25 protein-coding genes are annotated in these 24,884 nt (G+C 63.2%); 11 read left to right on the forward strand and 14 right to left on the reverse strand.

What is annotated here, in order from left to right:
• Positions 1 to 5: 5 nt before the first annotated feature.
• Positions 6 to 989 carry an iron exporter MbfA gene (gene mbfA / locus AC0L2X_RS09190; protein WP_473554005.1) on the reverse strand — a complete coding sequence of 328 codons (984 nt, stop codon included), beginning with the start codon at positions 987 to 989 and terminating at the stop codon, positions 6 to 8.
• 182 nt (positions 990 to 1,171) lie between these two features.
• On the opposite strand from mbfA, the gene AC0L2X_RS09195 reads away from it, so the two are divergent.
• The 3 genes from AC0L2X_RS09195 (at position 1,172) to AC0L2X_RS09205 (ending at position 3,414) form a co-directional block, all read left to right on the forward strand.
• The gene (locus tag AC0L2X_RS09195) at positions 1,172 to 1,489 is read left to right on the forward strand and encodes a hypothetical protein (protein WP_023718860.1); all 318 of its coding nucleotides are present in this window, start codon (positions 1,172 to 1,174) and stop codon (positions 1,487 to 1,489) included.
• A 202-nt stretch (positions 1,490 to 1,691) separates the two neighbouring features.
• Positions 1,692 to 2,669, forward strand: a complete 978-nt coding sequence (locus AC0L2X_RS09200) for a threonine/serine dehydratase (protein WP_473599608.1) — start codon at positions 1,692 to 1,694, stop codon at positions 2,667 to 2,669.
• Between the two features lie 91 nt (positions 2,670 to 2,760).
• Positions 2,761 to 3,414 carry a glutathione S-transferase family protein gene (locus tag AC0L2X_RS09205; protein ID WP_473554008.1) on the forward strand — a complete coding sequence of 218 codons (654 nt, stop codon included), beginning with the start codon at positions 2,761 to 2,763 and terminating at the stop codon, positions 3,412 to 3,414.
• A gap of 35 nt (positions 3,415 to 3,449) precedes the next feature.
• Here AC0L2X_RS09205 and AC0L2X_RS09210 read toward each other — a convergent pair whose 3' ends face one another.
• Genes AC0L2X_RS09210 through AC0L2X_RS09225 form a run of 4 tightly spaced genes read right to left on the reverse strand, consistent with a single transcriptional unit; the run spans position 3,450 to position 7,178 of the window.
• Complete coding sequence (locus AC0L2X_RS09210) at positions 3,450 to 4,586, reverse strand: ABC transporter permease (RefSeq protein WP_352491266.1); 1,137 nt, start codon at positions 4,584 to 4,586, stop codon at positions 3,450 to 3,452.
• Between the two features lie 8 nt (positions 4,587 to 4,594).
• Positions 4,595 to 5,515: an ABC transporter ATP-binding protein gene (locus AC0L2X_RS09215; RefSeq protein WP_473599609.1), complete on the reverse strand. Its 921-nt coding sequence runs from the start codon at positions 5,513 to 5,515 to the stop codon at positions 4,595 to 4,597.
• On the reverse strand, positions 5,512 to 6,465 hold the full coding sequence (locus AC0L2X_RS09220; protein WP_473599610.1) for an HlyD family secretion protein: 954 nt from the start codon (positions 6,463 to 6,465) through the stop codon (positions 5,512 to 5,514). The genes AC0L2X_RS09215 and AC0L2X_RS09220 overlap by 4 nt, the downstream gene beginning before the upstream one ends.
• Positions 6,462 to 7,178, reverse strand: coding sequence for a CerR family C-terminal domain-containing protein (locus tag AC0L2X_RS09225; RefSeq protein ID WP_473599611.1), 717 nt, complete (start codon positions 7,176 to 7,178; stop codon positions 6,462 to 6,464). The genes AC0L2X_RS09220 and AC0L2X_RS09225 overlap by 4 nt, the downstream gene beginning before the upstream one ends.
• Positions 7,179 to 7,266: 88 nt before the next feature.
• On the opposite strand from AC0L2X_RS09225, the gene AC0L2X_RS09230 reads away from it, so the two are divergent.
• The 3 genes from AC0L2X_RS09230 to AC0L2X_RS09240 are packed head-to-tail and all read left to right on the forward strand — an operon-like array spanning position 7,267 to position 9,523.
• Complete coding sequence (locus AC0L2X_RS09230) at positions 7,267 to 7,740, forward strand: CYTH domain-containing protein (protein WP_352491177.1); 474 nt, start codon at positions 7,267 to 7,269, stop codon at positions 7,738 to 7,740.
• A complete protein-coding gene (locus tag AC0L2X_RS09235; protein WP_473599612.1) occupies positions 7,737 to 8,681 on the forward strand; it encodes a CHAD domain-containing protein in 945 nt (314 codons plus the stop codon). Before AC0L2X_RS09230 ends, AC0L2X_RS09235 begins: the two co-directional genes overlap by 4 nt.
• Positions 8,682 to 8,722: 41 nt before the next feature.
• Positions 8,723 to 9,523, forward strand: a complete 801-nt coding sequence (locus tag AC0L2X_RS09240; RefSeq protein WP_473599613.1) for a C40 family peptidase — start codon at positions 8,723 to 8,725, stop codon at positions 9,521 to 9,523.
• A 120-nt stretch (positions 9,524 to 9,643) separates the two neighbouring features.
• Here the strand turns inward: AC0L2X_RS09240 and AC0L2X_RS09245 are convergent, their stop codons facing one another.
• Entirely contained in the window at positions 9,644 to 10,447 is an 804-nt protein-coding gene (locus tag AC0L2X_RS09245; protein WP_473599614.1) for a helix-turn-helix domain-containing protein, read from the reverse strand.
• A gap of 115 nt (positions 10,448 to 10,562) precedes the next feature.
• Between AC0L2X_RS09245 and AC0L2X_RS09250 the strand changes: the two genes are divergently transcribed.
• Positions 10,563 to 11,423 (forward strand): SMP-30/gluconolactonase/LRE family protein, encoded by an 861-nt coding sequence (locus AC0L2X_RS09250; RefSeq protein ID WP_473599615.1) that lies wholly within the window; start codon positions 10,563 to 10,565, stop codon positions 11,421 to 11,423.
• Between the two features lie 413 nt (positions 11,424 to 11,836).
• Here the strand turns inward: AC0L2X_RS09250 and AC0L2X_RS09255 are convergent, their stop codons facing one another.
• Together AC0L2X_RS09255 and AC0L2X_RS09260 are read right to left on the reverse strand one after the other, a co-directional pair.
• Positions 11,837 to 12,538 (reverse strand): phosphatase PAP2 family protein, encoded by a 702-nt coding sequence (locus AC0L2X_RS09255; protein WP_352868458.1) that lies wholly within the window; start codon positions 12,536 to 12,538, stop codon positions 11,837 to 11,839.
• A 14-nt stretch (positions 12,539 to 12,552) separates the two neighbouring features.
• Positions 12,553 to 12,891, reverse strand: coding sequence for a hypothetical protein (locus tag AC0L2X_RS09260; RefSeq protein WP_023679017.1), 339 nt, complete (start codon positions 12,889 to 12,891; stop codon positions 12,553 to 12,555).
• A gap of 204 nt (positions 12,892 to 13,095) precedes the next feature.
• On the opposite strand from AC0L2X_RS09260, the gene AC0L2X_RS09265 reads away from it, so the two are divergent.
• Positions 13,096 to 15,102, forward strand: a complete 2,007-nt coding sequence (locus tag AC0L2X_RS09265; RefSeq protein WP_473599616.1) for a PhoX family protein — start codon at positions 13,096 to 13,098, stop codon at positions 15,100 to 15,102.
• Positions 15,103 to 15,205: 103 nt separating this feature from the next.
• On the opposite strand, the gene AC0L2X_RS09270 is transcribed toward AC0L2X_RS09265, so the two are convergent.
• From AC0L2X_RS09270 to AC0L2X_RS09285, 4 genes are all read right to left on the reverse strand, one after another.
• Positions 15,206 to 15,886: a GNAT family N-acetyltransferase gene (locus AC0L2X_RS09270; RefSeq protein WP_473599617.1), complete on the reverse strand. Its 681-nt coding sequence runs from the start codon at positions 15,884 to 15,886 to the stop codon at positions 15,206 to 15,208.
• Positions 15,883 to 16,374, reverse strand: coding sequence for a MarR family winged helix-turn-helix transcriptional regulator (locus tag AC0L2X_RS09275; protein WP_473599618.1), 492 nt, complete (start codon positions 16,372 to 16,374; stop codon positions 15,883 to 15,885). Before AC0L2X_RS09275 ends, AC0L2X_RS09270 begins: the two co-directional genes overlap by 4 nt.
• A gap of 156 nt (positions 16,375 to 16,530) precedes the next feature.
• Positions 16,531 to 17,292 (reverse strand): ABC transporter permease, encoded by a 762-nt coding sequence (locus AC0L2X_RS09280; protein WP_352451914.1) that lies wholly within the window; start codon positions 17,290 to 17,292, stop codon positions 16,531 to 16,533.
• Between the two features lie 14 nt (positions 17,293 to 17,306).
• Positions 17,307 to 18,233, reverse strand: a complete 927-nt coding sequence (locus AC0L2X_RS09285; protein WP_473599619.1) for an ABC transporter ATP-binding protein — start codon at positions 18,231 to 18,233, stop codon at positions 17,307 to 17,309.
• A 264-nt stretch (positions 18,234 to 18,497) separates the two neighbouring features.
• Here AC0L2X_RS09285 and AC0L2X_RS09290 point away from each other — a divergent pair, with 264 nt between their 5' ends.
• From AC0L2X_RS09290 to AC0L2X_RS09300, 3 genes are all read left to right on the forward strand, one after another.
• Positions 18,498 to 19,871 carry a cytochrome ubiquinol oxidase subunit I gene (locus tag AC0L2X_RS09290; RefSeq protein ID WP_473599620.1) on the forward strand — a complete coding sequence of 458 codons (1,374 nt, stop codon included), beginning with the start codon at positions 18,498 to 18,500 and terminating at the stop codon, positions 19,869 to 19,871.
• A complete protein-coding gene (locus AC0L2X_RS09295) occupies positions 19,868 to 20,872 on the forward strand; it encodes a cytochrome d ubiquinol oxidase subunit II (protein WP_473554026.1) in 1,005 nt (334 codons plus the stop codon). Before AC0L2X_RS09290 ends, AC0L2X_RS09295 begins: the two co-directional genes overlap by 4 nt.
• 102 nt (positions 20,873 to 20,974) lie before the next feature.
• On the forward strand, positions 20,975 to 23,539 hold the full coding sequence (locus AC0L2X_RS09300; RefSeq protein WP_473599621.1) for a mechanosensitive ion channel family protein: 2,565 nt from the start codon (positions 20,975 to 20,977) through the stop codon (positions 23,537 to 23,539).
• Between the two features lie 158 nt (positions 23,540 to 23,697).
• Here the strand turns inward: AC0L2X_RS09300 and msrA are convergent, their stop codons facing one another.
• Together msrA and AC0L2X_RS09310 are read right to left on the reverse strand one after the other, a co-directional pair.
• On the reverse strand, positions 23,698 to 24,426 hold the full coding sequence (msrA, locus tag AC0L2X_RS09305) for a peptide-methionine (S)-S-oxide reductase MsrA (protein ID WP_473554029.1): 729 nt from the start codon (positions 24,424 to 24,426) through the stop codon (positions 23,698 to 23,700).
• Positions 24,427 to 24,502: 76 nt separating this feature from the next.
• Positions 24,503 to 24,811, reverse strand: a complete 309-nt coding sequence (locus tag AC0L2X_RS09310) for a hypothetical protein (protein ID WP_473554030.1) — start codon at positions 24,809 to 24,811, stop codon at positions 24,503 to 24,505.
• Between the last annotated feature and the right edge of the window lie 73 nt (positions 24,812 to 24,884).

Genomic DNA, 24,884 nt, shown 5'->3' on the forward strand with positions numbered 1-24,884 from the left:
GACCGCTATGCATTCCCGATCAGCACCCCTGCCGCAAACACCAGCGCGCCACCCAGCACCACCTGGAAGGCGGCGCGCCAGAATGGCGTCTGCATATAGCGGTTCTGCACGAAGGCGATCGCCCACAGCTCGAAGAAAACCACCACGGCGGCGACAATGGTCGCCGTCCAAAAAAGCGGGATGAGATAGGGCAGCGCATGGCCGAGCCCGCCCAGCGTCGTCATGACGCCGACGGTCAGCCCGCGTTTTGCCGGCGAGCCGCGGCCAGATAATTTGCCGTCGTCGGAAGCCACCTCGGTGAAACCCATCGAGATGCCAGCGCCGATCGAGGCGGCAAGCCCGACCAGAAAGGTCTGGAACGTGTCATGCGTGGCAAAGGCGGCGGCAAAGATCGGCGCCAGCGTCGAGACCGACCCATCCATCAGCCCGGCCAGCCCCGGTTGCACGTAGGTCAGGATGAACTGGCGCTGCTCGGCTGCCGCCTCTTCGTCCTTGACCGCGCCCGGCACATGCTTTTGCTCCAGCCGCTGCGCCAGTGTCTCGTGGCCCTGTTCTGCGATCGCCAGGTCGTCGAGCAGCTTTCGCGTCGACGCATCGCCTGTGCGTTTGGCCGCCTCGACGTAGAACAGGTAGGCCTGCCGCTCCATGGCCTCGGCTTGGCTGCGCACATGATCGATGCCGAGCGGCCTCACCAGCCAGTCCGGCTTGCGCTCGTAATAGCCCTTCACATGTTCGCGCCGGATCAGCGGTATGCGCTCGCCGAAACGCTTGCGGTAAAGCTCGATCAGCGAATCGCGATGGCCGTCCTCCTCCTCCGCCATCTCCTCGAACACCTTGGCCGATTGCGGAAAGCTCTCCGCCAGCCCGTCGGCATAGGCGCGATAGATGCGCCCGTCATCCTCCTCGGAGGAGATGGCGAGCGCCAGGATCTCCTGTTCCGAGAGCGACTCAAAGGGACGGCGGCCGATGCCGAAAACGCGGGAAAGCATGAGAAATTCACCCTAGTTTAGAATAGTTCTAAACTATGACCTCGCGCGTCGCCGGTCAATCGTGTGCGCTCCGCTCATGCTCAAAAGGTACAGGCTTTAAAATCCCGAACACGTCGCCTGTTGCTATCGGCAAACGTTCACGTATATAACCGAATCTCAACCAAGAGAAAGGAACGCCGCAGATGCCGGAAAAACAGCAGCCGTTTGATCCCAAACCGGTTCTCGACCTGATCGCTAACATTGAGGCGGATCTGCAGCGCCTGAAAGGCCTGGTCGAGCAGCAGGTCGAAAAATTCGATCCCGCCAATCCGCACAACAAGGCTCCCGACGGCAAGTTGACCGAGGAGGGCGTCGAGTGCTGCTACCGGCTGTTCGACGAGGGCAAGTCGCGCTATTCGGTCGCCCAACAGATGAAGATCTCATTCGCCGCCGCCACCCACCGCTTCAACACGTGGCGCAAGATGGGCGGCCCCAAACGGCAAAAGACGCTGTTGGGGTGAGGAGCGGCAGGCTATGCCGATCAATCGACAACGATTTGTCGATTGAAGCGACCGAATGCATGGCGGAGGGCCGAGGAGGCGATGGGACAGTCCCGCCCCACCCCCGCCTCCAAAGACGAATTGTAACGGTCACATTTTTTCATTGGTGCGCCGCCTCCCATTCCGTGCACATAGGCGGTCTCATCTCTTGCAGGACCTAGCCATGACCACCCCTCCCGGCATCGCCGATATTCACAGCGCAGCAGTGCGGTTGTCCGGACTGATCGTCGAAACGCCGCTGATCGAATCGCCGGAGCTGAACAAGCGCTTCGGCGCCAGGATCCTGTTCAAGCCGGAGACGTTGCAGCGCACCGGCTCGTTCAAGTTCCGCGGCGCTTACAACAAGCTCTCCTCGCTCTCGGCGGAAGAACGCGCCCGCGGCGTCGTCGCCTTCTCGTCGGGCAATCACGCGCAAGGCGTTGCCGCCGCGGCGGCGATGTTCGGCGTCAAGGCCGTCATCGCCATGCCCACCGATGCGCCGGCGATGAAAGTCGGCAATGTCAGGAAGATGGGCGCGGAAGTGATCACCTTCGACCGGGTCCGCGACGATCGCACTGCCGTCGTCCGTTCTTACGTGGAAAAGGGCATGGTCCTGGTGCCGCCCTACGACGATCCGGCCATCATCGCCGGCCAGGGCACGATCGGCCTCGAATTGATGCGCCAGGCAAGAGCGCTTGGCGTCAGCCTCGATGCGGTAGTGGTTCCCTGCGGCGGCGGCGGGTTGAGCAGCGGCATTTCGATCGCGGTCAAGGACGCCTCGCCGGGCACCGCAGTCTGGGCGGTGGAACCCGAGCATTTCGACGACACACGCCGCTCGCTGATCAAAGGCGCCAGGGTGTCGAACGCGCCCGGCCACACTTCGATCTGCGATGCCCTTCTCGTCGCCGAGCCGGGCGCGATCACTTTCGAGGTCAACCGCAAGAACCTCGCTGGCGCCATCGCCGTTTCCGACAAGGCGGTGGCACAGGCGATGCGCGATGCGATGGCTTGCCTGAAGCTGGTGGTCGAACCTGGCGGTTGCGTCGGCTTGGCCGCGCTGTCGTCGGGCGAGATCGACCTTGCCGGGAAATCCATTGCCGTGGTGCTCTCCGGCGGCAATGTCGATCTCAGCACCTATGCCGAGATCATTGCTGCCGGCTAAGATAGCAACCAATTCCAGGTCATGTGCCGGTTCGAGGCGCTCCAGCCTCCGTTGCGTTAGTCGAACTGGTACCCTTCAAAGACTGAGATCAATGAAACTGTTCTTCAGCCGCAATCCCAATCCTCGCCTCGCGGTCGCGGTGGCACGGTATCTCAAAGCCAAGGTCGAGTTCGAATTCGCCTCGCCCTTCGCTCCGGGGCAGGCCGAGCGCTTTCGGCCGCTCAATCCAAATCTTTCATTGCCCATCCTTGTAGGTTCGGGAAAAAGCCTCTGGGAGGCCGACGCCATAGCCTGCCGGCTTTCACGCGACACGCATTCGCATTTCTGGCGCACCGGCGACGACGAGCCCGAGATGATCCGATGGCTGAGTTGGGGGAAAGAGAACTTCGCAAGAGCCTGCGACGTCGTGCATTTCGAACGCGGAACCAAACAGCGCTATGGGATCGGCCCGATCGATCAGGCGCGGGTTGAGGAGGGCCTGAGCGACTTCAGCACCGCCGCCGCAATACTTGATGCCGAGCTTTCCGAGCGAGACTGGCTGGTCGGAAATTCGGTTTCCTATGCCGACTTTCGAATGGCGACGTTTCTGCCCTTCAACGACGTCGCCCGATTGCCTCTTGATGATTATCCTTCTGTCGGCCGCTGGTATCGGCAGCTTGAAGAAATCGACGCCTGGCGCGATCCCTTCGAAGGGCTCAGTGCACCCGAACTGACACCGGTCCCGGGCCAGGCCAAGACCGTGTGAATCTCGATCATTTGCGCAAGCTGATTGCGTTGACCCTAATCCAGCGTCCGGCGGAACCGCACCAGCGCAATGCCGGCGAACAGCGCCACGAACACCACCAGCCAACCGATTTCCGTTGCCACCGCCGGCAGCTCGGCGCCCTTCAGCATCACCGCGCGGATGATGCGCAGGAAATGCGTCAGCGGCAGCACCTCGCCGAAAATCTGCGCCCAGTCCGGCATGCCGCGATAGGGGAACATGAAGCCGGACAGCATGATCGACGGCAGGAAGAAGAAGAAGGTGAGCTGGAGGGCCTGCATCTGCGTGCGGGCGATCGTCGAGATCGTGTAGCCGAGCAGCACCAGCGCCAGCACGAAGATCAGGACGGCGGTCAACAGCAGCGACATCGATCCGGTGAAGGGGATGGCGAACAGGAGCTTTGAGGCCGCCAGCACCACCAGCACCTGCACGGCGCCGACCGCCAGATAGGGCAGCACCTTGCCCAGCATGATCTCGAGCGGGCTGGACGGCATCGCCAGAAGGTTCTCCATCGTGCCGCGCTCGGTCTCACGCGTCAGCGCGATCGAGGTCATCATCACCATCGTCATCTGCAGGATGACGCCGAGCAGGCCGGGCACGATGTTGTATTGCGATACGGCTTCCGGATTGTAGCGCCGGTGCACCACCACCTGGAGCTGGCCCCGGGCGGCTTCGGCCGCCGTCTCCTGCATGCCGCGTGCCCTGAGCAGCGCCTGGTTGGCGACGGTGCCGAGCGTCGAGATGGCGCCGCTGGCGACGGCCGGGTCGGTCGCATCCGCCTCGATCAGGATCTGCGGGCTGTCGCCACGCTCGACCCGTCGGGCGAAATCGGCGGGAATGGTGACGACGAAGGCAACGTCGCCGCGCGCCATCAGGAATTCGGCTTCGGCGGCACTTTGCGCGACATGGTCGAAGCGGTAATAGCCGGTGGTCTGCAGCGCCGAAACCATGGCTCGCGTGTAAGGATCGCTGCTCATCACCACCAGCGCTGCCGGCAGGCTCTTCGGGTCGTTGTTGATGGCATAGCCGAACAGCACCAGCTGCATCAGCGGCACGCCGAGCATCATGGCGAAGGTGATGCGGTCGCGCCGCATCTGGATGAACTCCTTGATCAGCAGCGCGCCCAGCCTGGCGAAGGAAAAGATGCTGTTTATCCCGTTTTTCATCCCATGTTGTCCTTCGAACCGGACATGAACTGGATGAACACATCCTCCAGGCTGGTCTCGCCGGGCGAGACCCTGACGTCCTTGTGGTCTTTCTCGACGTCGGCGAGCGCTGCCTGAAGCGCCGTCCTGTCGGAGCCGACGACATGCAGCGTCGCGCCGAACGGCGCCACTTGATCGACGCCGCGGCGGCCATGAAGTGCGGCAGCGACCTGATCGAGCTGCGGCCCTTGCAGGACGAAGGTGGTCAGGCCAGCGTTCCTCACCACGTCCTCGACCGTGCCGGTGGCCAGCATCTTGCCATAGGAGATGTAGCTGATGCGATGGCAGCGCTCGGCCTCGTCCATGTAATGGGTGGAGACCAGCACGGTCAGCCCGCCGCTGGCCAGCCGGTGGATCTCGTCCCAGAATTCGCGCCGCGCCTTCGGGTCGACGCCAGCCGTCGGTTCGTCGAGCAGCAGCAGTTTCGGCTTGTGCATGATGCAGGCGGCCAGCGCCAGCCGCTGCTTCCAACCGCCGGACAGAGTGCCGGCCAACTGGTTCCTGCGCGATGTCAGGCCGAGCTCCTCAAGTGTCTTAGCCACATGCTCGTCGAGCGGCTTCAGCCGGTACAGCCGTGCCACGAATTCGAGATTCTCGCCGATCGTCAGGTCTTCGTAGAACGAGAATCTCTGCGTCATGTAGCCGACTTCGCGCTTGATCCGCAGGCTGTCGGTACGGATGTCGAAGCCCAGAACCGTGCCTTCACCCTCATCCGGCGTCAGCAAGCCGCACATGATGCGGATGGTCGTCGTCTTGCCTGAGCCGTTCGGCCCGAGGAAGCCGACGATCTCGCCCTCGGCCACCGTCATCGTCACATGGTCGACGACGGTCTTGTCGCCGAAGCGTTTGACCAGGCCGTGCACGTCGATGACGTTCATTTTCCGATGACCGCCAGATCGACGTCGACGATCTGGCCGGGCTGCAATGCGCTGGCGTCGCCCTCCGGCCGCGCTTCGACCAGATAGACCAGCTTTTGCCGGGTCTCGAGCGAGTAGATCACCGGCGGCGTGAATTCCGGATCCGGCGAAACATAGCTGACGCGTGCCTTCACGCCCGATCCGCAACCGTCACAATGGACGTTGAGCAGCGTGCCGACGTCGACCGAGGAGAACGCGCTTTCCGGCACATAGACGCTGAGCTTCACCGCGCCGTCCGGCAGTATGGAGATGACCGGCGCGGTCGGCCCGGCCGTGTCGCCCGGATAGCGGATGACATCGTTGACCCGGCCGGGCGAGGGCGCCGTCAGCACGCGCTTCGACAGCCGCCATTGCGCTTGTTCCAGCGCCGATCGCGCCTGCCTGACCTGATTGCCGGCGGCCTTGATCGTCTCGGGCCGTGCCGGCAGGCCGCCGACCGCGAGATTGGCCTCCGCCTGGCCGACCTGCGCGTTGGCCGTCTCCAGCGTCGCGGAAGCCGTGTCGTAGTCGGCCTGTGTGCCGGTGCCGCGTTTGAACAGATCACTGGCGCGGATGTAACGGCGTTTGGCGTCGGCGGCTTGCGCCTTGGCCATGTCGACCTGCGCCTTGAGCACCGCGATCTCTTCCGGCCGTTTGCCGACCTGCAGGTCGGCGAGTTGCGCCTGGGCCTGCGCGAGGGCCGCCTCGGCTTGTGCGATGGCGATCTTGGCGTCAGCGTTTTCCAGCGTCACCACCGGCGTGCCGGGCGCGACGCGGTCGCCGCGCTTGACCGCAATCGTCTCGACCTGCGCCACCTCGATCGGTGCCAGCAGCACATAATCGCCCTCGACGTAGCCGACGGCGAGCGGTGCTGCCGGCGCGCAGGCGCTGAAAAGCTGGGCGGCAAGCGGCAAAGAACAGAGCAGGCTCATGATCCACGATCCTTCCGGACAGCCAAATCGCGCCGAGCTAAAATCGCGCTGAGATTGTCGGTTACTGTTGCCGCGATCCTGCCGGCCTCGTCGTCGCCGATCTCGCGCCAGCCCATCCGGCGCATGACCGCCTCGCGGCCGATGCGGAAATAGACGACCTGGCCGATCAGCGTGAATACGGTGAGTTTAGTGCGCTCGCTCTCGGCCGGCTCGCCCGTCGCCTGTTCCCAGATCAGGCAGAGCCGGTGATGCGCCGGTTCGAACACGCCGTCATAGATACGGTCGAGCGCGGCGGTTGGATGCGACAGCTCGCGCAAGACGAACTGTACAATCTCGCCGGCTTCCGGCCTTGCCGCGATGAAGGCGACCATCCGCTCCAGTGCTACGGCTAAATGTGCCCGCGCGGCCTCGGTGTCCGCCAATGCCGCAGGCGGCGCTTGCAGATTGCCGATCGCCTGCCCGGCAACGGTCTGGATGGTGTCGACGATGTAGTCGGCCGCCGCGTTGCGGAGCCCTTCCTTGCCGCCGAAATGATAGGCGATCGAGCCGATATTGGCCTTGGCCTCAGCCGCGATCTGGCGCGTCGATGTGCCGTCGAAACCCTGCCGTCCGAACAGCTTTAGCGCCGCGTGCACGAGTGCCGTCCGCGTCATATCTGCGGCGGTCTTGGGCGCCTCATGAGGAAGGCCGCTGGCGCTGGACGATTTGATCATGGCCGATAATTTAATCAATCGAATGATTAAAGTCAAGTGCGGTCAAGCGACTTGCCAACTCTGGCTGTGGGCGCTTTAGTGCCTGGCTATGGGCAAGGAAATCGAGCGTAAATTCCTGGTCGCAGGTGAAGAATGGCGGGCGATGGTCGAGGCGGACATTCATATCCGTCAATTCTATCTTGTCGCCGAACCCAGCCGCACGGTGCGTATGCGCATCAGCGATGACGCCGCCGCCAAGCTGACGCTCAAGTTCGGCAGCCAGGCACGCGAGCGCGATGAATTCGAATATCCGGTGCCTTTGGCGGAGGCGCAGGAGATGCAGGCCTTTGCCATCGGACATGTCATCGAGAAGACACGCCACCATGTTAGACACCGCGGCTATCGCTACGAAGTCGATGTCTTCGGCGGGACGCTTGCGGGGTTGGTGATCGCCGAGCTCGAGACGCCGGAGGATGTACCGGACGAAATGCTGCCAGATTGGCTCGGCCGAGAGGTCACCGGCGAGCCGAGATTTTACAACGCGTCGCTCGCCCTTGGGGGGATTCCGGAGATCGTCGCATGAGCTTTCGTATCGATCCGCGCATGTCGCTGACCGGCGAGGTCAGGCGCATCCTTACCGAGGAGATCGGCAAGGCGCTTGTCCATCTGGACGCCGCGCGTGACAGGCCCGAACAGGGGCTGCACAAATGCCGCAAACGGCTGAAGAACGTCCGCGCCTTGCTGCGCCTTGTCCGTTCCGGAGACGAAACATTCTGCGTGACCGAGAACCAGTGCTACCGCCAGGTAGCGGCCCTGCTTGCCGGCCCGCGTGAGGCGACTGCACTGGTCGAAACAATCGACCGGCTAGCGGCAAGCTTTCCCGAGCAAAGTGCCGGCGGCCTTGATGCACTGCGTGACAGGCTCGTCGCGCGCCAGCATGAACTGCATGGCGGAGCAGGCCTCGAGGCTGCGATAGGCGCGGCGATCGCCGCTTGCGAGGAAGGTGTCGTCCGGATCGACAAGCTCGCTCTGCCCGACCAGCCGGAGCAGGCTGCCGACGTGCTTGCCGAAGGCGCGCGCACTACTCTGCGCCGCGCCAGGAAAGCGCTGGACAAGGCGGCTTCGCGCGGCGAAGCCGATGACTTTCACGATCTGCGCAAGGCGGCCAAGACGCATGCCATGCATCTGTCGCTGCTCGGCAGGCTGTGGCCAACGCCGATCAAGACGCGGCGCAAGGCCGTCGACGAATTGGGCGAGCGGCTTGGCGAACTGCACGATGTGTTCGTTATGCGCGCCCTTCTCGATGCCGGGGACCAGCCGCTTGGCCCCCCTGAGGAGACGCGGTTGCTTGCCAAGCTGCTGAAGCGCTCGGAAAAGAGCCTGAAAAAGATCTGCCTCGCCGAGGCGGCCGGGCTTTTCGGCGACAGTCCGAAGCGCTCGACGAGGAAGCTTGCCCGCAAGGTGCGCGACGATCTCACAGCGGTACCGCAGCACGAAGACGCCGGCGCCCCTGGCGTGGGCTGATCATGGTCTAATTTGCCGCCCTGTGGTAATCGCCGTCTGGCATGACCGAGCCCGGCGACACGCTTCTGGACCGACTTGGCCGCTGGCTTGCCGGCCGGCTGCAGGAGGAATCGTCCGGCTACAAGCCCTACACGCCGTCGGACGCCGAAACGCTGCGCCGCACACTCGAACCCGGCGACATCCTGCTCATCGAGGGCAACCAGAAGATATCGGCGGCAATCAAATACCTCACCCAGTCGACCTGGTCGCATGCCTCCTTCTATGTCGGCGATGCATTGCCGGAGCCGGAAGACGGATCGGAGCGGCGGCGCCTGATCGAGGTCACGCTCGGCGATGGCTGCATCGCCGTGCCGCTGTCGCGCTACCGCAGCTACAATACCCGCATCTGCCGTGCGAGCGGCCTGGCTCCGGACGATCGCGAAGCGGTCGTCGCCTTCATGATCGGCAGGCTCGGTCTCAGATACGATCTCAAGAACATATTCGACATGCTGCGCTACTTCTTGCCGACGCCGCCGGTGCCGGTGCGTTGGCGCCGCCGCATGCTGGCTTTCGGTTCCGGCGATCCGACGCGCGCCATCTGCTCGTCGCTGATCGCGGAGGCTTACGGCCAGATCCGCTACCCGATCTTACCCGAGATTACCCGGGCGCCCGGCCGTGCTTCGGCCCAGTCGAGCTATTCGCGCAAGGAAATCCTGCACATCCGCCACCACTCGCTCTACACGCCGCGCGACTTCGACCTGTCGCCCTATTTCCGCATCGTCAAGCCGACGCTGGAATACGGCTTCGACTACCGGCAGATGGTCTGGGATGACAAGGTGGCGGCGAACAAGACCGCCGAATAGCCGCTCGATCTTGTGTTTGGGCATGGGACGCTCTGACAACCGGTTTGCGGCCGATACTCAGGAGTAAGAAGCTCAGTCAGACTGGCTGCCGCCAACAGCCCGGTCGTTCTGCATCTTGACCTAGGCCGGCAGACGCCGTCCGTTTGCGGCGGCCGTAACTCGATCGTCCGTCCGCGCGCCTGCGTCGCGCGGATGCGGCCCGATTGGCATGATCACCGGGAACGGCGTTGCGCCGAACGCAAACGTCCATTTGTAGCCGACCAGCCCGTCTTCGGGCGTCGTGTGCTGGTCGTGATGAGCAAGCAATTTGGCGCGCTCCGCCAATTCCTCCGCCTCGCGCCTGACCATCTCCGCCGTTTCCGGCCGCATCCGCCTGGAGAAGCTGACGAACGTCGACTCGCGCTCAAGATGGGTGATGGCCCAGCCGATAAAATTCTTGTTGGTCATCTCGAACAGCGGCCGCAATGGCCCGTCGAAATTCCACTGGATCGGCGCCTCGACCAGCAGCCTTGCCGACAGGCCGCGACCGAGCGCGACCAGGCCGAGTTCCTCGAGGTCGCGCAGATAGAGGAACATCGAAGCCTCGCTCAGTCCTTGTGAGCGCATGATACCTTCGGGCGTGAATTTCTCGGAAAGCATGACGAAGACGAACAGCAGTGCCGGCCGCCCGGCGAGCTTGCGCTCGATCTCCGGCGCGATCTGGTTGGCAGGTCCCGGTCCTCTGTTCATTGAGCCGAGCACGTTCTCCAACTCCACGCCGGCGGCAGTGCAGATCTCCATCAGCCGGTCGAGCTTGCAGTTGCGCTCATGAAAGATGCGTTTCACCGTAGGCTCGGAAACGCCCATCCGCTCGGCAAGGACGCGATAGGTCACGCCCTTGGCCTTAAGCGTCCGCTTGAGCGCTTCGAAGATCAGGCCGTTCATGGGATGCACCTCTGTTGCGCGATTTGGTATCAGCCTTCGGTACTAGTCCTGATACATCTTCCCGAAAAGTATCGAAAGGCCTAGCTCTCCGCCAGTCCATTACAGGAGACTAGCCATGAAGAGCCTCTTCACACCGATACTTCTCGCTATCGTCGGCATCGCGGCTGCGCCGGCAGTTCAGGCCGCTGAACTCTGGCGCGCCGGCAGCCTCGATCAACCGGAATCGGCCCTGTTCGATGCCGCCGGCCAACGCATCATCATCTCGAATATCGTTGGCAATCCCGGCGACGCCGACGGCAATGGATATCTGTCGGTCCTGTCGATGGACGGCAAGATGGTTACGAAACATTGGACCGACGGCATGGACGCGCCCAAGGGCATGGCGATTGCCGACGGCAAACTCTACGTCGCCGATATCACCCATGTGCGCGTCGTCGATCTCGCAAGCGGCAAGCTAACATCGACGATCGACGTGCCGAACGCCGTCTTCCTCAACGACATGACCGCCGACGCGTCCGGCAAGGTCTACGTCACGGACATGCTTGCCGACACGATCTATCGTATCGACGGCGACCGGCCGGAACTGTTCGTCAGGGATGCGGCGCTTGCTTCGCCGAATGGCATCTTCGCCGATGGCGGCCGGCTGATCGTCGCTTCGTGGGGCAAGGGCATCAAGCCCGACTTCAGCACCGCGGAGCCGGGCGGCCTGCTCTCGGTTGATCTCGCCACCAAGGCAATTGCGCCACTGCCCGGCGCGGAAAAATTCGCCAACCTCGATGGCGTCGTTGTCATCGGCGGCAGCATCTACGCCACTGCCTATATGACCGGCACGCTCTACCGCTACAAAGCAGGCGGCACGCCGCAGGTGGTTGCGACGTTCAAGCCGGGCAGCGCGGACATCGGCACCGACGGCAGGTCGACCCTCTTCGTGCCGCTGATGAATGAGGGCGAAGTCGCAGCGTTGGGCCTCGACTAAGCCAGCCATCGGCTCAGGCGGCGGGCGCGGCTTTCTTCAACTGCGCCCGCGCATCCGTGATCGAGGCGGCATAAGTCACCAGCGGCCGCTTGACGCCGTGGTTGATCAGCATGCGGCGTGTCTGCGGTGAAGCGCCTGATTATTATGATGGTTCAAGAATCATCTTGCATACTTGAAACATGCAGCACTCTTTGCCAGCCGATGCGCTGTCATGCTACAAACCTCGGCATCGTTTGGCGGAACATCCATTGCGGCACCGATTTCACAGGCACGACTTCAAAAAGGATAAGCAGGTGAAGATATTCAAAGCGATGGCGACCTCGACAGCCTTGCTGTCGATGGTTTGCCTGTTGGCAGGCTGCGGCCATGGCCTGATCAACAGGCTGATTTGACCGCAAAAGCACTGACATGAGTCAGGTGCCGTCGGCCCGCCCAAGCCATCGCTGCAGGAACCGTGCCGCAAGCCAGCATAGCATCGCCCAGGCAAAGCCGGCGCACCAGCCGGCCAATACGTCGGACGGCCAGTGGACGCCGAGATAGATGCGGCTGATGCCGACCACCACCGTCGTCAGCACCGCCAGCCCGAGCACATAGATCTTCGTTGTCCGCCCGGGCAAAAACCGCGCCGCCATGCTGCCCAGCGTCAAATATGTCACCGCCGACAGCATGGCGTGGCCGCTCGGGAACGAAAGCGATGCCACATCGGCGAGATGCGAGACCAGGTCAGGGCGCGGCCGGTCGATATCGAATTTCAGCACGCTCGACAGGAGCTGGCCGCCCGCTACCGCGACGAACATGAGAAGCGCCGCGCCTGGCCTGCGGATAAGGAGCAGATAGACGATCATTGCTGCCGTGATCAGCACCAGCACGCTGGCGCTGCCGAGGCTGGTGATGTCGCGCATCGCTCCTTCCAGCCACGCCGGTCCGATCGGATTGTCGGGCTGGCCGGCCTTGCGGAAGGCAAGCAGGATTTCGGTATCGAAGGCATGCGGCGTGGTGGCCCGCGCCATCTCCATCAGCTCCTCGAACCCCCACAGCCCGCCGGCAATGACCAGCCCGGCCAGCAGAACCGGGAACTCCAGCCAGTTGCGCAGTCTGCTTGCAACCTTCTTCATCGGCCCGATCGCAGTTACAGCCTCTGCAGATAGGGCCCGAGCGTGATCAGCGCCACCGCTGCGATGGCAAGCACGATGCCGGTTGCCTGTAACGCATTGACGCGCTCGCCGAAGAAGACCAGCGCCACCACATTCACCGACACCAGCTGGATCACCGCCGACAGGCTGAACGACACCGACATGCCGAATTCACGGATCAGCCTCAGCATGATCAGATTGCCGAGCGAATAGAGCGCCAACGTCAGCACGATCTTGCCGAGGCTCGGCGCCAGCCCCCACTGTTTTGCAGCCATCGCCGCCAGCAGGAAGATCACCGTCGAAACGCAGAGCTGCCCAAGTCCCCAGAAACTCACTTTTTGTTCCTCCCGATGCGGTCCCTACGCGCCTGCCGCAGCTCTTGTTTCCGAAGCGCCGGTCGCGGTCAAGCGGGGCTGATGCTGGATACGAAATCGCAGGTGGCAATTAGCCGGCATGTCATCAAACTGTGACCTGCCGGCGATACCGGACTGGCCAGGCAACACGCTCCAGCAATCTATCCAGCCAGAGGCAGGCCCCCCATGACTGAACAGCGCTCGACCGAACATCGCATCCCTGACGCTCATTTCCGCACCAGCCTGCTCGAGGAAAACGATGGGCCAGGAGCCAATCCCACCGACAACCGCACGATGGGTGAGATCATCGCCGCGCGGTTCTCGCGCCGCGGCTTCCTCAAGGGCTCGCTTGCCGTCTCGGCCATAGCCGCTACCGTCAGCCCGCTGGCGCTGATCACCGTCGACAACGCCCGCGCCGCCGAAGGCTCCGCCTTCGCTTTCGACGAGCTCGAGGCCGGCATCGACGACAAGCATCACGTCGCACCCGGCTATGACGCCGACGTGCTGCTGCGCTGGGGCGACCCGCTGTTCGCCGATTCGCCCGAATTCGATCCGACAAAACAGTCGGCAGAAGCCCAGGCCAGACAATTCGGCTACAACAACGACTATGTCGGTTATATCCCGATCGACGGCTCGGCCGAGCACGGCCTGCTGGTGGTCAACCACGAATACACCAATCCGCACCTGATGTTTCCGGGCCTCGTCACCATCGTCGATGGCAAAGCCAAGCAGGCGCCCCTCAGCAAGGAACAAGTCGACGTCGAGATGACCGCGCATGGCGGCACCATCGTCGAGATCCGCAAGGTATCAGGCAAATGGCAGGTCTTTCGCAACGGCAAGCTGAACCGCCGCATCACCTCCAATACCGAGATTGCGCTCTCCGGCCCCGTCGCCGGCCACGACCGCGTCAAGACCAGCGCCGATCCGACCGGCACGAAGGTCATCGGCACCGTCAACAATTGTGCCGGCGGCGTCACGCCATGGGGCACCTATGTCATGGCCGAGGAGAACATCCACGGCTATTTCTCGGGCGAGCTGCCGCAGGGCCATAAGGAAGCCGCCAATTACAAGCGCCTCGGCATTCCCGAAGGTGCCTATGAATGGGCTGCGCATTACGACCGTTTCGACATCGGCAAGGAGCCGAACGAGCCGAACCGCTTCGGCTGGATCGTCGAGGTCGACGTCCAGGATCCGACTTCGGCGCCGAGGAAGCGCACCGCGATGGGGCGCTTCAAACATGAGGGCGCCGAATCGATCGTCGCCAAGGACGGCCGTGTCGTCTTCTATCTCGGCGACGACGAGCGCTTCGACTATGTCTATAAGTTCGTCACCACAGGCAAGTTCAACCCGGACGATCGCGCCGCCAACATGGATTTGCTCGACGACGGCACCTTGCATGTCGCCAAGTTTGCCGACGACGGTTCGGTCGAATGGCTGCCGATCGTCTTCGGCCAAGGGCCGCTGACGGCGGAGAACGGCTTTGCCAGTCAGGCCGACGTGCTGATCGAAACGCGCCGCGCCGCCGACCTGCTCGGCGCCACCAAGATGGACCGCCCGGAAGACATCCAGCCCAATGCCACCAACGGCAAGGTCTATGTCATGCTGACCAACAATTCGAAGCGCAAGGCCGATCAGGTCGACGCCGTCAACCCGCGTGCCGAAAATGCCTTTGGCCACATCATCGAGATCGTCGAGGACGGCGGTGATTTCACCGCGACAAAGGGCAGGTGGGAAATCCTGCTGAAATGCGGTGACCCCTCGGTTGCCGCTGTCGGCGCCACCTTCTCGACCGCAACCACCGCCAATGGCTGGTTCGGCATGCCGGACAATTGCGCGGTCGATTCGGCCGGCCGCCTCTGGGTCGCCACCGACGGCCAGGGCCCGAAGGCCACTGGCCGTACCGACGGTCTGTGGGCTGTCGATACGGAAGGGCCGGCGCGGGCGACCTCAAAGCTGTTCTTCCGCGTGCCGATCGGCGCCGAAATGTGTGGTCCCCTGTTCGCGCCGGACGACCAGACCGCCTTCGTTGCCGTCCAGCATCCGGGCGACGGCGGCGAGGACTGGGAGGCTTTCGGCCGTCCGTCCTACTATGAGGATTTGTCGACGCGCTGGCCCGACTTCAAACCGGACATGCCGGTGCGCCCGGCGGTCGTTGCCATCACCAGGCAAGGCGGAGGCAAGATCGCGGTCTGACACGCAGCAAGGTCTTGCAGTCTCAAGGAAGGATTTCGGCCATACGAGATCCTTCCTTTCCTGATACGGGATGCATCCATGCTGCGCATCATGCGCCGACTAATCATCCGGTGCGCTGAACCACGGCCACATTCATTGTGCTTCGCAACCTGAAGCCAATGGACTCGTATAGTCTAATGGCCGTGGCGTTGCTGGCGTAGGCGTGGAGATAGGGAACTTCGCCGCGCGCAACTATCCGGTTTGCCACGAATAGGGACAGCAGCTTGCCCAGGCCACCGCCGCGAAATTCCGGATGTGAGCACACCCCGCTGAGTTCGGTATGGCCAGGCTGCTTCATGCGCTCGCCGGCCATCGCCGCAAGTCTGCCCTCGATTTTCACACCCCAAAAATCGCCCAGGCTCAAGGCTTCAAGCGTGAATGGGCCAGGCTTGGTGAGCAATGCCAGGGCGAGCATCTCAGCGGCATCGTCTCGGGTCAGACGATGCACGCGCGGGTCGGAGACGATCTGCAATGGCCGCTCTGCAATCATCTGAACCCCGGCTGCGGCCGAAGTCGCGGAAAGCCCCGTGGGCAGAGCAATGGCGTCCGGTTGAAGCAGGATCACACTCTCGCCCGAGGAGACAAGCTTTTCGAGCGCCCGCAGGCTATCCGGGTCGTCCGCCCCAGTGGCGGCGAAAGGAACAATCGATGGCCGGTATCGCCTGGCGAGGTCATTACCTTGCGCGAACGCCCGATGTCGCGTCTGAAGCGCGCTCCAGACAGGGCGGTCAAGCAGATGTCTCATTGCGCGGCACCCTCAGGCTTTTTTACACGACGTTCGAGAGGGGCCGCGGCGAGGCCGTCCTCGATGGCAGCCAGCTGCTCAAGAAGCGGCCCCGAAAGATCCGCGCACAAATCCGCGACGGCGTTCTCGATGGAAGGCCAGACGTCGCGCTCTGCGACATCGACCAGTCGCCGGCCGTCCCGAGTGAGCGAGACAATCCTGCGCCGCTGGTCATCGGTCGACGGACTGACCTCGAGCAGTCCCAATTCGGACAGAAGCGAGACGCTTCGCGTTACGCCTGGCTGCGCGATGCCAAGGCATTGCGCCAGTTCCCCGACAGACAGCGGACCCAGCCTGTCGAGCGCAGCCAGCAGCGGGTACTGGCTCGCCTGAACCGGAACATCCAGCCGGTCGAGCAGGCGCTGCGCCTCCGCTTGCAGTTGCTCGCCTATACGCCTCAACCTGCTACCCAGGCATAGGAAGCCAAGCGAACGTATGACGTCTTCCATAGGTCGCTTCACCTCAAAATCTATAACATGATATATAACAACGCATAAAAAGCAAGATCGAGCATTCAAGCTCCGGCTCGGGGCCACGGGCCTACATCGCCTTCGGCGAGGAAAGGTCGATCGATAAGGCGGCTTCGCCGGGACAAGGCCAGTCGATCAGTTGCGCAGCCGGTAGCCGGTCCTGAATATCCAGGCGACGATCGCTATGCAGATGAGCAGGAAGACCACCGTCATGCCGAGGCTGACGCCGACCGAAACGTCGGACTTGCCGTAGAAGCTCCAGCGGAAACCGCTGACCAGGTAGACCACCGGGTTGAACAGCGTCACCGTGCGCCAGATGCCGGGCAGCATGTTGATCGAATAGAAGCTGCCGCCGAGGAAGGTCAGCGGCGTGATGATCAGCAGCGGTACCAGCTGCAGCTGCTCGAAGCTCTTCGCCCAGATGCCGATGATAAAGCCGAACAGGCTGAAGGTCACCGCCGTCAGCACCAGGAAGGCAAGCATCCAGAACGGATGCTCGATCGTCAACGGCACGAACAGCGAGGCCGTCGCCAGGATGATCAGGCCAAGCACGATCGACTTTGTCGCCGCGCCCCCGACATAGGCGATGACGATCTCCAGATAGGACACCGGCGCCGACAGCAATTCGTAGATCGAGCCGACGAATTTCGGAAAATAGATGGCGAAAGAAGCGTTGGAGATCGATTGCGTCAGCAGTGACAGCATGATCAGCCCCGGTACGATGAAGGCGCCGTAGCTGATGCCGTCGATCTCGGTGATGCGTGAGCCGATGGCCGAGCCGAAGACGACGAAATAGAGCGACGTGGAAATGACCGGCGAAACAATGCTCTGCAGCACGGTGCGAAGGGCGCGCGCCATCTCCACCCGATAGATCGCCCATACCGCATGAAGATTCATGGCCGCACGCGGGTTCATGCCGGTTTCCTCACCAGATTGACGAAGATCTCCTCGAGCGAGCTGTTTTCCGTATCGATGTCGCGGAACTGGATGCCGGCCGCCTCGAGCTCGCGGATCAGCGAGGCGACGCCCGGCCGTTCGCTCTGGTTGTCATAAGTGTAGGTCAGCTGTCCTCCATCTGCCGAAAGCTCCAGCGCGTAGCTCGAAAAAGCGTCGGGAACGGTGGCCAGGGGACTGCGCAGTTCCAGCACAAGCCGTTTGCGGCCAAGCTTGCGCATCAGCTCGGCCTTGTCCTCGACCAGCACGATCTCGCCGCGGTTGATGACGCCGACGCGGTCGGCCATCGCCTCAGCTTCTTCGATGTAGTGCGTGGTCAGGATGATGGTGACGCCGTCCTCGCGCAGCCGGCGCACCATCGCCCACATGTCCTGGCGCAGCTCGACATCGACGCCTGCCGTCGGTTCGTCGAGGAACAGGATGCGCGGCTCGTGCGACAGCGCCTTGGCGATCATCAGCCGGCGCTTCATGCCGCCGGACAGCGTGATCGCCTTGGCGTCCTTCTTGTCCCAGAGCGACAGGTCGCGCAGCACCTTTTCGACGAACGCCTTGTCCGCCGGCTTGCCGAACAGCCCGCGGCTGTAATTGACCGTCGCCCATACGCTCTCGAAGGCGTCGATGGTCAGTTCCTGCGGCACCAGCCCGATCAGGCTGCGCGCGGCGCGGTAGTCGCGGTTGATGTCATGACCGTCGACCGTGACGCTGCCCGACGAGCGGTTGACGATGCCGCAGACGATCGAGATCAGCGTCGTCTTGCCGGCGCCGTTCGGCCCGAGCAGCGCAAAGATCTCGCCGCGCACTATATCGAGATTGATCTCCTTCAGCGCCTTGAAGCCGGTGGCGTAGGTCTTGGTGACCCCGGAAATCGAGATGATCGGCTGCATGGCTGAAAACGGCTGCTTGAAACAGAGTTGTTGATTTAATCCGCTGAATGTCGGTCCGCAAATCCGGATGTCAATGCCGCTCCTGACAGTTCGGGACATTGAGGTTCGCCGGAATAAGCAACACCTGCCCGGTCGTCCAGCCAAAATTCCATGCAAAAGCAGATTAACCGGCACTGCGGCGTTCCGCCTCGCGGCGGGACGCCGCTTTGACCGTCAGGTGCATCAAGCCTATCCTTCAACAAACAAGCAGCAGCCGGAGCCGCCATGGACCCGCTCATTCTGTCACGCATACAGTTCGGCGCGAACATCTCGTTCCACATCCTGTTCCCGGCGATCACCATAGCGCTCGGCTGGGTGCTGCTGTTCTTCAAGCTCCGCTACAACGCGACGGGCGATTCGGCCTGGATGCGCGCTTATTTCACCTGGGTTAAGGTATTCGCGCTGTCCTTCGCCATGGGCGTGGTTTCCGGCGTCACCATGAGTTTTCAATTCGGCACCAACTGGCCGGGCTATATGGAGACGGTCGGCAACATCGCCGGCCCGCTGCTGGCCTACGAGATCCTGACCGCCTTTTTCCTCGAGGCAGCGTTCCTCGGCATCATGCTGTTCGGCTTCCGCCGCGTCTCGAACCGCGTCCATACGTTGGCGACGGTGCTGGTGGCCGGCGGCACCACCTTGTCCGCCTTCTGGATCATCGCGCTCAATTCGTGGATGCAGACGCCAGCGGGCTTCGAAATGCGCGATGGTGTGGCGCACGCCACCGACTGGTGGGCCGTTGTCTTCAATCCGTCCATGCCCTACCGGCTCGTCCATATGCTGCTTGCTTCGGGGCTGACCGTCTCGTTCCTGATCGCCGGCCTGTCGGCGCTGCGCTATCTCTACGGCGATCGCTCGGAATCGATGTGGAAGGCCTTGCGCACCGGCGTCTTCACCGCCGCGATCCTGATCCCGATCCAGATCTTTGCCGGCGACCAGCACGGCCTCAACACGCTTGAACATCAGCCGCAGAAGATCGCCGCCATGGAGGCCAACTGGAACACCGGTCCCAACGTGCCGCTGGTGCTGTTTGCGCTTCCCGATGAAGCGGCCAGGGAGAACAGGTTCGAGCTCACCATTCCCGACGGCGCCAGTCTCATCCTCAGGCATAGCGCCGGCGGCATCGTACCGGGGCTGAACGATTATGCCGGCAACCATCCCCCGGTATTTCCGGTGTTCTGGGGCTTTCGCATCATGGTCGGCACCGGGCTCCTGATGCTCGCTGTCTCCTGGTCGGCCGCCTTCTTCCTCAAGCGCCGCCACAGCCTGCCTAAGCCGCTGGCGCTGGTGATGGTGCCGATGGCGCTGTCCGGCTGGCTGGCGACGCTGGCCGGCTGGTACACCACCGAGATCGGCCGCCAGCCCTGGCTGGTCACCGGCGTGCTGCGTACCGCCGATGCTGTCGGCCCGGTCGCCGGCAGCCATGTCGCGCTGTCGCTGGCGGTCTATCTCATCCTCTATGTGCTGCTGCTGATCGCCTATCTCGGCGTGCTGGTGCATCTGGCATTGAAGGCGGCGAAGGATGGTGACACCTCGCCGCTGCCGGGCGTCATGGACAGGCCGCTGTCGCAGCCGGTTGCGCAACCGGGAGAAACATCATGAGCTTCGACTGGCCGACCTTGCTGCCTCTGATCTTTGCCGGGCTGATGGGCCTCGCCATCCTGATCTACGTCATCCTCGACGGCTTCGATCTCGGCATCGGCATCCTGTTCGCCGCAGCCGAAGACACCGAACAGGATACGATGATCGCCGCCATCGGCCCGTTCTGGGACGCCAACGAGACCTGGCTGGTGCTGGCGGTCGGCCTGCTGCTGGTCGCCTTCCCATTGGCGCACGGCACCATCCTGACGGCGCTCTACATTCCGGTCTTCGTTCTGCTGGTCGGCTTGATCCTGCGCGGCGTCGCCTTCGATTTCCGCGCCAAGGTGCCGGCCGGCAGGAAACATCGCTGGAACCGCATCTTTTTCCTCGGCTCGGTCATCGCGTCGCTGGCGCAGGGTTACATGCTCGGCGTCTATGTGCTCGGCCTCGACGTCGGTCCTGGCGGCGTCGCTTTCGGGGCGCTGGTGGCGCTCTGCCTTGCCGCGGCCTACGCGGCGATGGGCGCGGCCTGGGTCATCTACAAGACGGAAGGCGACCTGCAGAGGAAGGCGGTGCTGTGGCTGCGCACGGCGCTGGTGCTGACCGCGCTCGGCATGGTCGCGGTATCGCTGGCCACGCCCTTTGCCAGCGCGCGCATCTTCGACAAATGGTTCGTCTGGCCAGCCATGCTCTACCTCTCGCCGTTGCCGATCCTGTCGGCAGTGCTGTTCCTGTGGCTATGGCGCCAGACCTTCCATCTGCCGAAACCCGGCGACCGCCACGCGCTGCTCCCGTTCCTGACATTGGCTGCGATCTTCACGCTCGGTTTTGCCGGGCTCGCCTGGTCGTTCTACCCCTTCGTGGTACCCGACCGGCTGACCATCTGGCAGGCTGCTTCGGCACCCGAAAGCCTGGCCGTCATCCTGGTCGGCACGGTCGTCGTGCTGCCGATCATCATCTTCTATTCGTTCTTTGCCTACCGAGTGTTCGCCGGCAAGGCGACGGATCTGACCTATGACTGACCGGCATCGCCGTCGCCGCCTGAAACAGAATATTCATCTTCAAGCGGAATAACCTTCTCTGGCCGGCCCAGCAGAATCGCCGGCAAGAAGAAGGGCAACAGAATGAACCCCTTTTCTGCGGCAGCACAGGACCGGCTGCTGCTTTTGCTGATCCGTACGGTCGCGCTGATCGGCGCACTCGCGCTTGCCGGCCTGCTGCCGGCCATGCCGCAGGCGCATGCCCAGGACGCGGCCAACTGGGCGGGCGTGTGGGACACGAAGTGGCGCGGCGGCGGCGCCCAGATCAAGTTCGAGCAGACCGGCACCGACATAAAGGGCGTGTACCCGCTTTATAACGGCCGTATCGAGGCCAAGGCCGAAGGCGACAAGCTTGTCGGCCACTGGTTCGAAGGCGACCGCCAGGGCGCCTTCACCTTCGTTCAGTCGCCCGACGGCGGCAGCTTCATGGGTCGTTTCGATGCCGCCACCGCCGAATGGTGGACAGGGGTGCGTGTCAGCGCCGTCGAGGACGTCCGTGTCGACCAGTCGAGCCCGATGAGCACCATGCGCTCGTTCCTGCAGACGATGAACGAGAGCGGCGCCGACAACGTGCCGCGCGCCACCGGCGGCGGCATGGGTCTTGCCGGTCTGGCAGCAGGTCTCGTCGACGTCACCAAGGCCGACCGCGGCGGCCTCAACATGCCCGATTATACCAAGCTCCTGTTCACCGTCATCGACAACGCGACGTTCCGTCTTTGGAGCCTGCCGCATGACAACATCGCCGGCGACGAGGTGACGGCGACGCTGCCGCAATACGGCACCAGGGTCGCCTTCGACGTCACTTTTCGCCGCAAGAATGGCGACTGGTTTATCGTCGGGCCGCCACTTGCCCAGCTTCAGGCCAAGCTCGCCGAATTCCAGGAAGCGCATGGCGAAGCCGTCGACATGGTCGACGATCCGAGCATGCTCGCCTCGCCGCGCGATACGTTCAAGGTACTGTTGAGCGGCCTCACCGAAGCCGGCGACCCGGCACAGGCGGCGCTCGACCTGCGCAACTATAGTCAGGCGGTGCGCGGCGACGAGGCGTTCCTGCTCGAGCGCTATCTCAAAAAGGTCATCGACCGCATCGGCTATGTCTATTGGCAGGAGATCCCCGACGACCCGAAGAGCAACACCCCCTTCGTCTATTTCGAGCATCCCGCCGGCAACATCGTCATCGGTCCGGTCGAGACCGACCCCGACGGCACCGGCAAGCGCAAGATCTGGCAGTTTACGCCCGAGACGCTCGCCCACATCCGCGCGCTCTACGCCGATGTCGAAGACGTGCCGGTGGCGCCGGAATTCGCCGCCTTCGCCAGCACCGACCCGTTCTTCATCGCCCGTGGCCTCGCCCGCGAGATCAGCCCCGGCCTGCTCACCCGCGCCGGCCCGATGGAGCACTGGCAATGGTGGATGCTCGGCCTTGCCGTACTGGCCGGCATCGTCTTCGGCTTCATCGCCAATGCGCTGATTTCCTTGTTTGTGCGAAGGACGGACAGCCCGGCCTTCTTCCGCATTGTCGAATGGGCGGTGCGCTCGATCGTGCTTGGCTTCTTCCTGCTGTTGACGCTGCGCCCGCTCGGTCTGCCGCAAGTGGTCGCCGCTCCGGTCAAGGCAATCGCCTGGAGCCTGATCGTGATCGGCGCCGTGCCGGTGGTCTGGCACCTGATCGGCAAGGTCGCCGACCATTATCGCGGGCTGTGGCAGGTGCCCGGCTATCACGACACGCTGATTTCGCTGTCCACCGGCGTGGCGCGCGTCGCCGTGCTGGTCGTCGCCTTCCTGCTGCTGGCCGAAGTGCTCGCCATCCCCTACGAAGGCGTCATCGCCGGTCTCGGCATCGGCGGTCTGGCGGTAGCGCTGGCGGCGCAGCCGACGCTGCAGAACTTCCTCTCCGGCCTGACGCTTTATGCCGACCGGCCGGTCAGCGTTGGCGACTTCTGCAAGTTCGGCGACCAGTCCGGCACGATCGAGCATATCGGCATGCGCTCCACCCGCATCAGGTCGCTCGACCGCACGATCATCTCGGTGCCGAACTCGGATTTCGCCGGCATGCAGATCGAGAACTACGCGCATCGCGACCGCACCCGGTTCGCGACGACGCTGCAGCTGCGCTACGAGACGACGCCCGATCAGCTGCGTTACGTCCTGGCCGAGCTGCGCAGGCTGCTGATCGCCCATCCGCGCGTCATCGACGATCCCTGCCGCGTGCGCTTTGCCGGCTTCGGCGCCTATTCGCTCGACATCGACGTGTTCACCTACGTGAAAACCGCCGACGTGGCCGAATTTCAAGCCATCCGCGAGGACATCCTGCTGTCCATGATCAACATCATGGATGATGCCGGCGCGCAGTTCGCCTTCCCTTCGTCACTGGAATACAGAGCCACCGACCTTCCGGTCGACGACGAAAAACGCATCGCCGCGGAGAAAAGGGTCAGCGATTGGCGCGAGGCGCAAAATCTGCCTTTCCCCGACTTCAGCCAGATCGATAAATTCGCCCTCAACAACACGCTTGCCTATCCGCCTGAAGGCTCGGCGCATTATCGCGGGACAGAGCCCGACCCGGACTCGGCCGAGGCAAAGGCGACGCTGGAGAAAGTGCGCTGGAGCCTGCCCTGGAAAAAGGGGGGTAGTAATCTCCCCCCTTGAGGGGGAGATGGCCGGCAGGCCAGAGGGGGTCGCCGCGCGTGGAGCGCCAACTTCGTCTTTCCTCGGGATGCCGGCCGCGTCGCGCCAACCGAACCGACCCCCTCTGTCGCCTTCGGCGACATCTCCCCCTCGAGGGGGGAGATTATCTCCCCAAAAGCTCAGCTCTTGTTGGCGGCCAGCACCAGCACCGGCTTTTCGCTGTAGAGGTTGGGGAACAGCCGCTTCAGATTCTCAACCTTGGGCAGATCATTGTAGACGATATAGGGATAGGTCGGGTTGAGCGTCAGAAAGTCCTGGTGATAGTCCTCGGCCGGATAGAAGCTCTTACCGGTCTCCAGCGTCGTCACGATCGGCTTGGGAAACACCTTGGCTTTGTCGAGCTGGGCGATGTAGCTTTCGGCGATCTTTTTCTGGGTGTCGTTTTCGGCAAAGATCGTTGAACGGTACTGGGTGCCGCTGTCCGGCCCCTGGTAGTTCAGTTGCGTCGGATTGTGCGCCACCGAGAAATACACCTGCAGCAGCTGGCCATAGGTCACCTTGGACGGCTCGTAGGTGATCTCGACGGATTCGGCATGGCCCGTCCGGCTGGTGCCGACCATTTCATAGACGGCCGTGTCCTTGTCGCCGCCGGCATAGCCGGAGACGGCGCTGGTGACGCCCTTGACGTGCTGGAACACGCCTTGCACACCCCAGAAGCAGCCGCCGGCGAAGACCGCCTTTTCGGTGCCGGCGGTGGCCTTCTCGTCCATTGCCGGCGGCGGGATCACCACCGCGTCCTCGGCCGAGACTGCCGGCGTCTGCCAGAACACGGCGGCGGCGGCCGTGAGGACGAGCGCGGCAAGCGCTGCTTTTGCGAAAATCGACGGTCGTTTCACGGTTGCGGTCATGTCTGATCTCCCATGATGTGGTGTGGATTATACGACGGATAGATCCGCCGGGCTCTCACATTGCTGTGCGCATCGCCTATTTGGCCGGAGCCATGGCATCGCAGGCCTTGGTCGCCTCGGCCTTCTTCATGGCGTCCGTCTCGGCGGCTGCCTTGTCCATGCAGTCGGCCTTCATCGGATCTGTCGCCTTCATCGCAGTCGTGGCCGTCGCATCAGGCTTCATGGCGCCAGCTGGTTTCATGGCGTCCGTTGCCGGTTTCATGGCGTTTGTCGCCATCGCCGGCTTCATCGCATCTTCGGCCCTCGCCGCGCCACCGGCGAACAGCGCCGTCGAGCAAAGTACGAAGGCCGCCAGGGTCGGGCGATTGGTCAAACGATTGGTCATGATGATCTCCTTGGGTTTGGCAGGGGTTGACGGCATGCGGCGGCGCCGCTGCGCGTTGGGGGAATTTCGCGAG

It is taken from the genome of Mesorhizobium sp. WSM4828 (genome assembly GCF_055811175.1).

What these genes read in the sequence shown, in the direction of transcription:
- mbfA (WP_473554005.1), bottom strand. Translation starts at nt 989, where the DNA reads ATGCTTTCCCGCGTTTTCGGCATCGGCCGCCGTCCCTTTGAGTCGCTC.
- AC0L2X_RS09195 (WP_023718860.1), top strand. Translation starts at nt 1,172, where the DNA reads ATGCCGGAAAAACAGCAGCCGTTTGATCCCAAACCGGTTCTCGACCTG.
- AC0L2X_RS09200 (WP_473599608.1), top strand. Translation starts at nt 1,692, where the DNA reads ATGACCACCCCTCCCGGCATCGCCGATATTCACAGCGCAGCAGTGCGG.
- AC0L2X_RS09205 (WP_473554008.1), top strand. Translation starts at nt 2,761, where the DNA reads ATGAAACTGTTCTTCAGCCGCAATCCCAATCCTCGCCTCGCGGTCGCG.
- AC0L2X_RS09215 (WP_473599609.1), bottom strand. Translation starts at nt 5,515, where the DNA reads ATGAACGTCATCGACGTGCACGGCCTGGTCAAACGCTTCGGCGACAAG.
- AC0L2X_RS09220 (WP_473599610.1), bottom strand. Translation starts at nt 6,465, where the DNA reads ATGAGCCTGCTCTGTTCTTTGCCGCTTGCCGCCCAGCTTTTCAGCGCC.
- AC0L2X_RS09225 (WP_473599611.1), bottom strand. Translation starts at nt 7,178, where the DNA reads ATGATCAAATCGTCCAGCGCCAGCGGCCTTCCTCATGAGGCGCCCAAG.
- AC0L2X_RS09230 (WP_352491177.1), top strand. Translation starts at nt 7,267, where the DNA reads ATGGGCAAGGAAATCGAGCGTAAATTCCTGGTCGCAGGTGAAGAATGG.
- AC0L2X_RS09235 (WP_473599612.1), top strand. Translation starts at nt 7,737, where the DNA reads ATGAGCTTTCGTATCGATCCGCGCATGTCGCTGACCGGCGAGGTCAGG.
- AC0L2X_RS09240 (WP_473599613.1), top strand. Translation starts at nt 8,723, where the DNA reads ATGACCGAGCCCGGCGACACGCTTCTGGACCGACTTGGCCGCTGGCTT.
- AC0L2X_RS09245 (WP_473599614.1), bottom strand. Translation starts at nt 10,447, where the DNA reads ATGAACGGCCTGATCTTCGAAGCGCTCAAGCGGACGCTTAAGGCCAAG.
- AC0L2X_RS09250 (WP_473599615.1), top strand. Translation starts at nt 10,563, where the DNA reads ATGAAGAGCCTCTTCACACCGATACTTCTCGCTATCGTCGGCATCGCG.
- AC0L2X_RS09255 (WP_352868458.1), bottom strand. Translation starts at nt 12,538, where the DNA reads ATGAAGAAGGTTGCAAGCAGACTGCGCAACTGGCTGGAGTTCCCGGTT.
- AC0L2X_RS09265 (WP_473599616.1), top strand. Translation starts at nt 13,096, where the DNA reads ATGACTGAACAGCGCTCGACCGAACATCGCATCCCTGACGCTCATTTC.
- AC0L2X_RS09270 (WP_473599617.1), bottom strand. Translation starts at nt 15,886, where the DNA reads ATGAGACATCTGCTTGACCGCCCTGTCTGGAGCGCGCTTCAGACGCGA.
- AC0L2X_RS09275 (WP_473599618.1), bottom strand. Translation starts at nt 16,374, where the DNA reads ATGGAAGACGTCATACGTTCGCTTGGCTTCCTATGCCTGGGTAGCAGG.
- AC0L2X_RS09280 (WP_352451914.1), bottom strand. Translation starts at nt 17,292, where the DNA reads ATGAATCTTCATGCGGTATGGGCGATCTATCGGGTGGAGATGGCGCGC.
- AC0L2X_RS09285 (WP_473599619.1), bottom strand. Translation starts at nt 18,233, where the DNA reads ATGCAGCCGATCATCTCGATTTCCGGGGTCACCAAGACCTACGCCACC.
- AC0L2X_RS09290 (WP_473599620.1), top strand. Translation starts at nt 18,498, where the DNA reads ATGGACCCGCTCATTCTGTCACGCATACAGTTCGGCGCGAACATCTCG.
- AC0L2X_RS09295 (WP_473554026.1), top strand. Translation starts at nt 19,868, where the DNA reads ATGAGCTTCGACTGGCCGACCTTGCTGCCTCTGATCTTTGCCGGGCTG.
- AC0L2X_RS09300 (WP_473599621.1), top strand. Translation starts at nt 20,975, where the DNA reads ATGAACCCCTTTTCTGCGGCAGCACAGGACCGGCTGCTGCTTTTGCTG.
- msrA (WP_473554029.1), bottom strand. Translation starts at nt 24,426, where the DNA reads ATGACCGCAACCGTGAAACGACCGTCGATTTTCGCAAAAGCAGCGCTT.
- AC0L2X_RS09310 (WP_473554030.1), bottom strand. Translation starts at nt 24,811, where the DNA reads ATGACCAATCGTTTGACCAATCGCCCGACCCTGGCGGCCTTCGTACTT.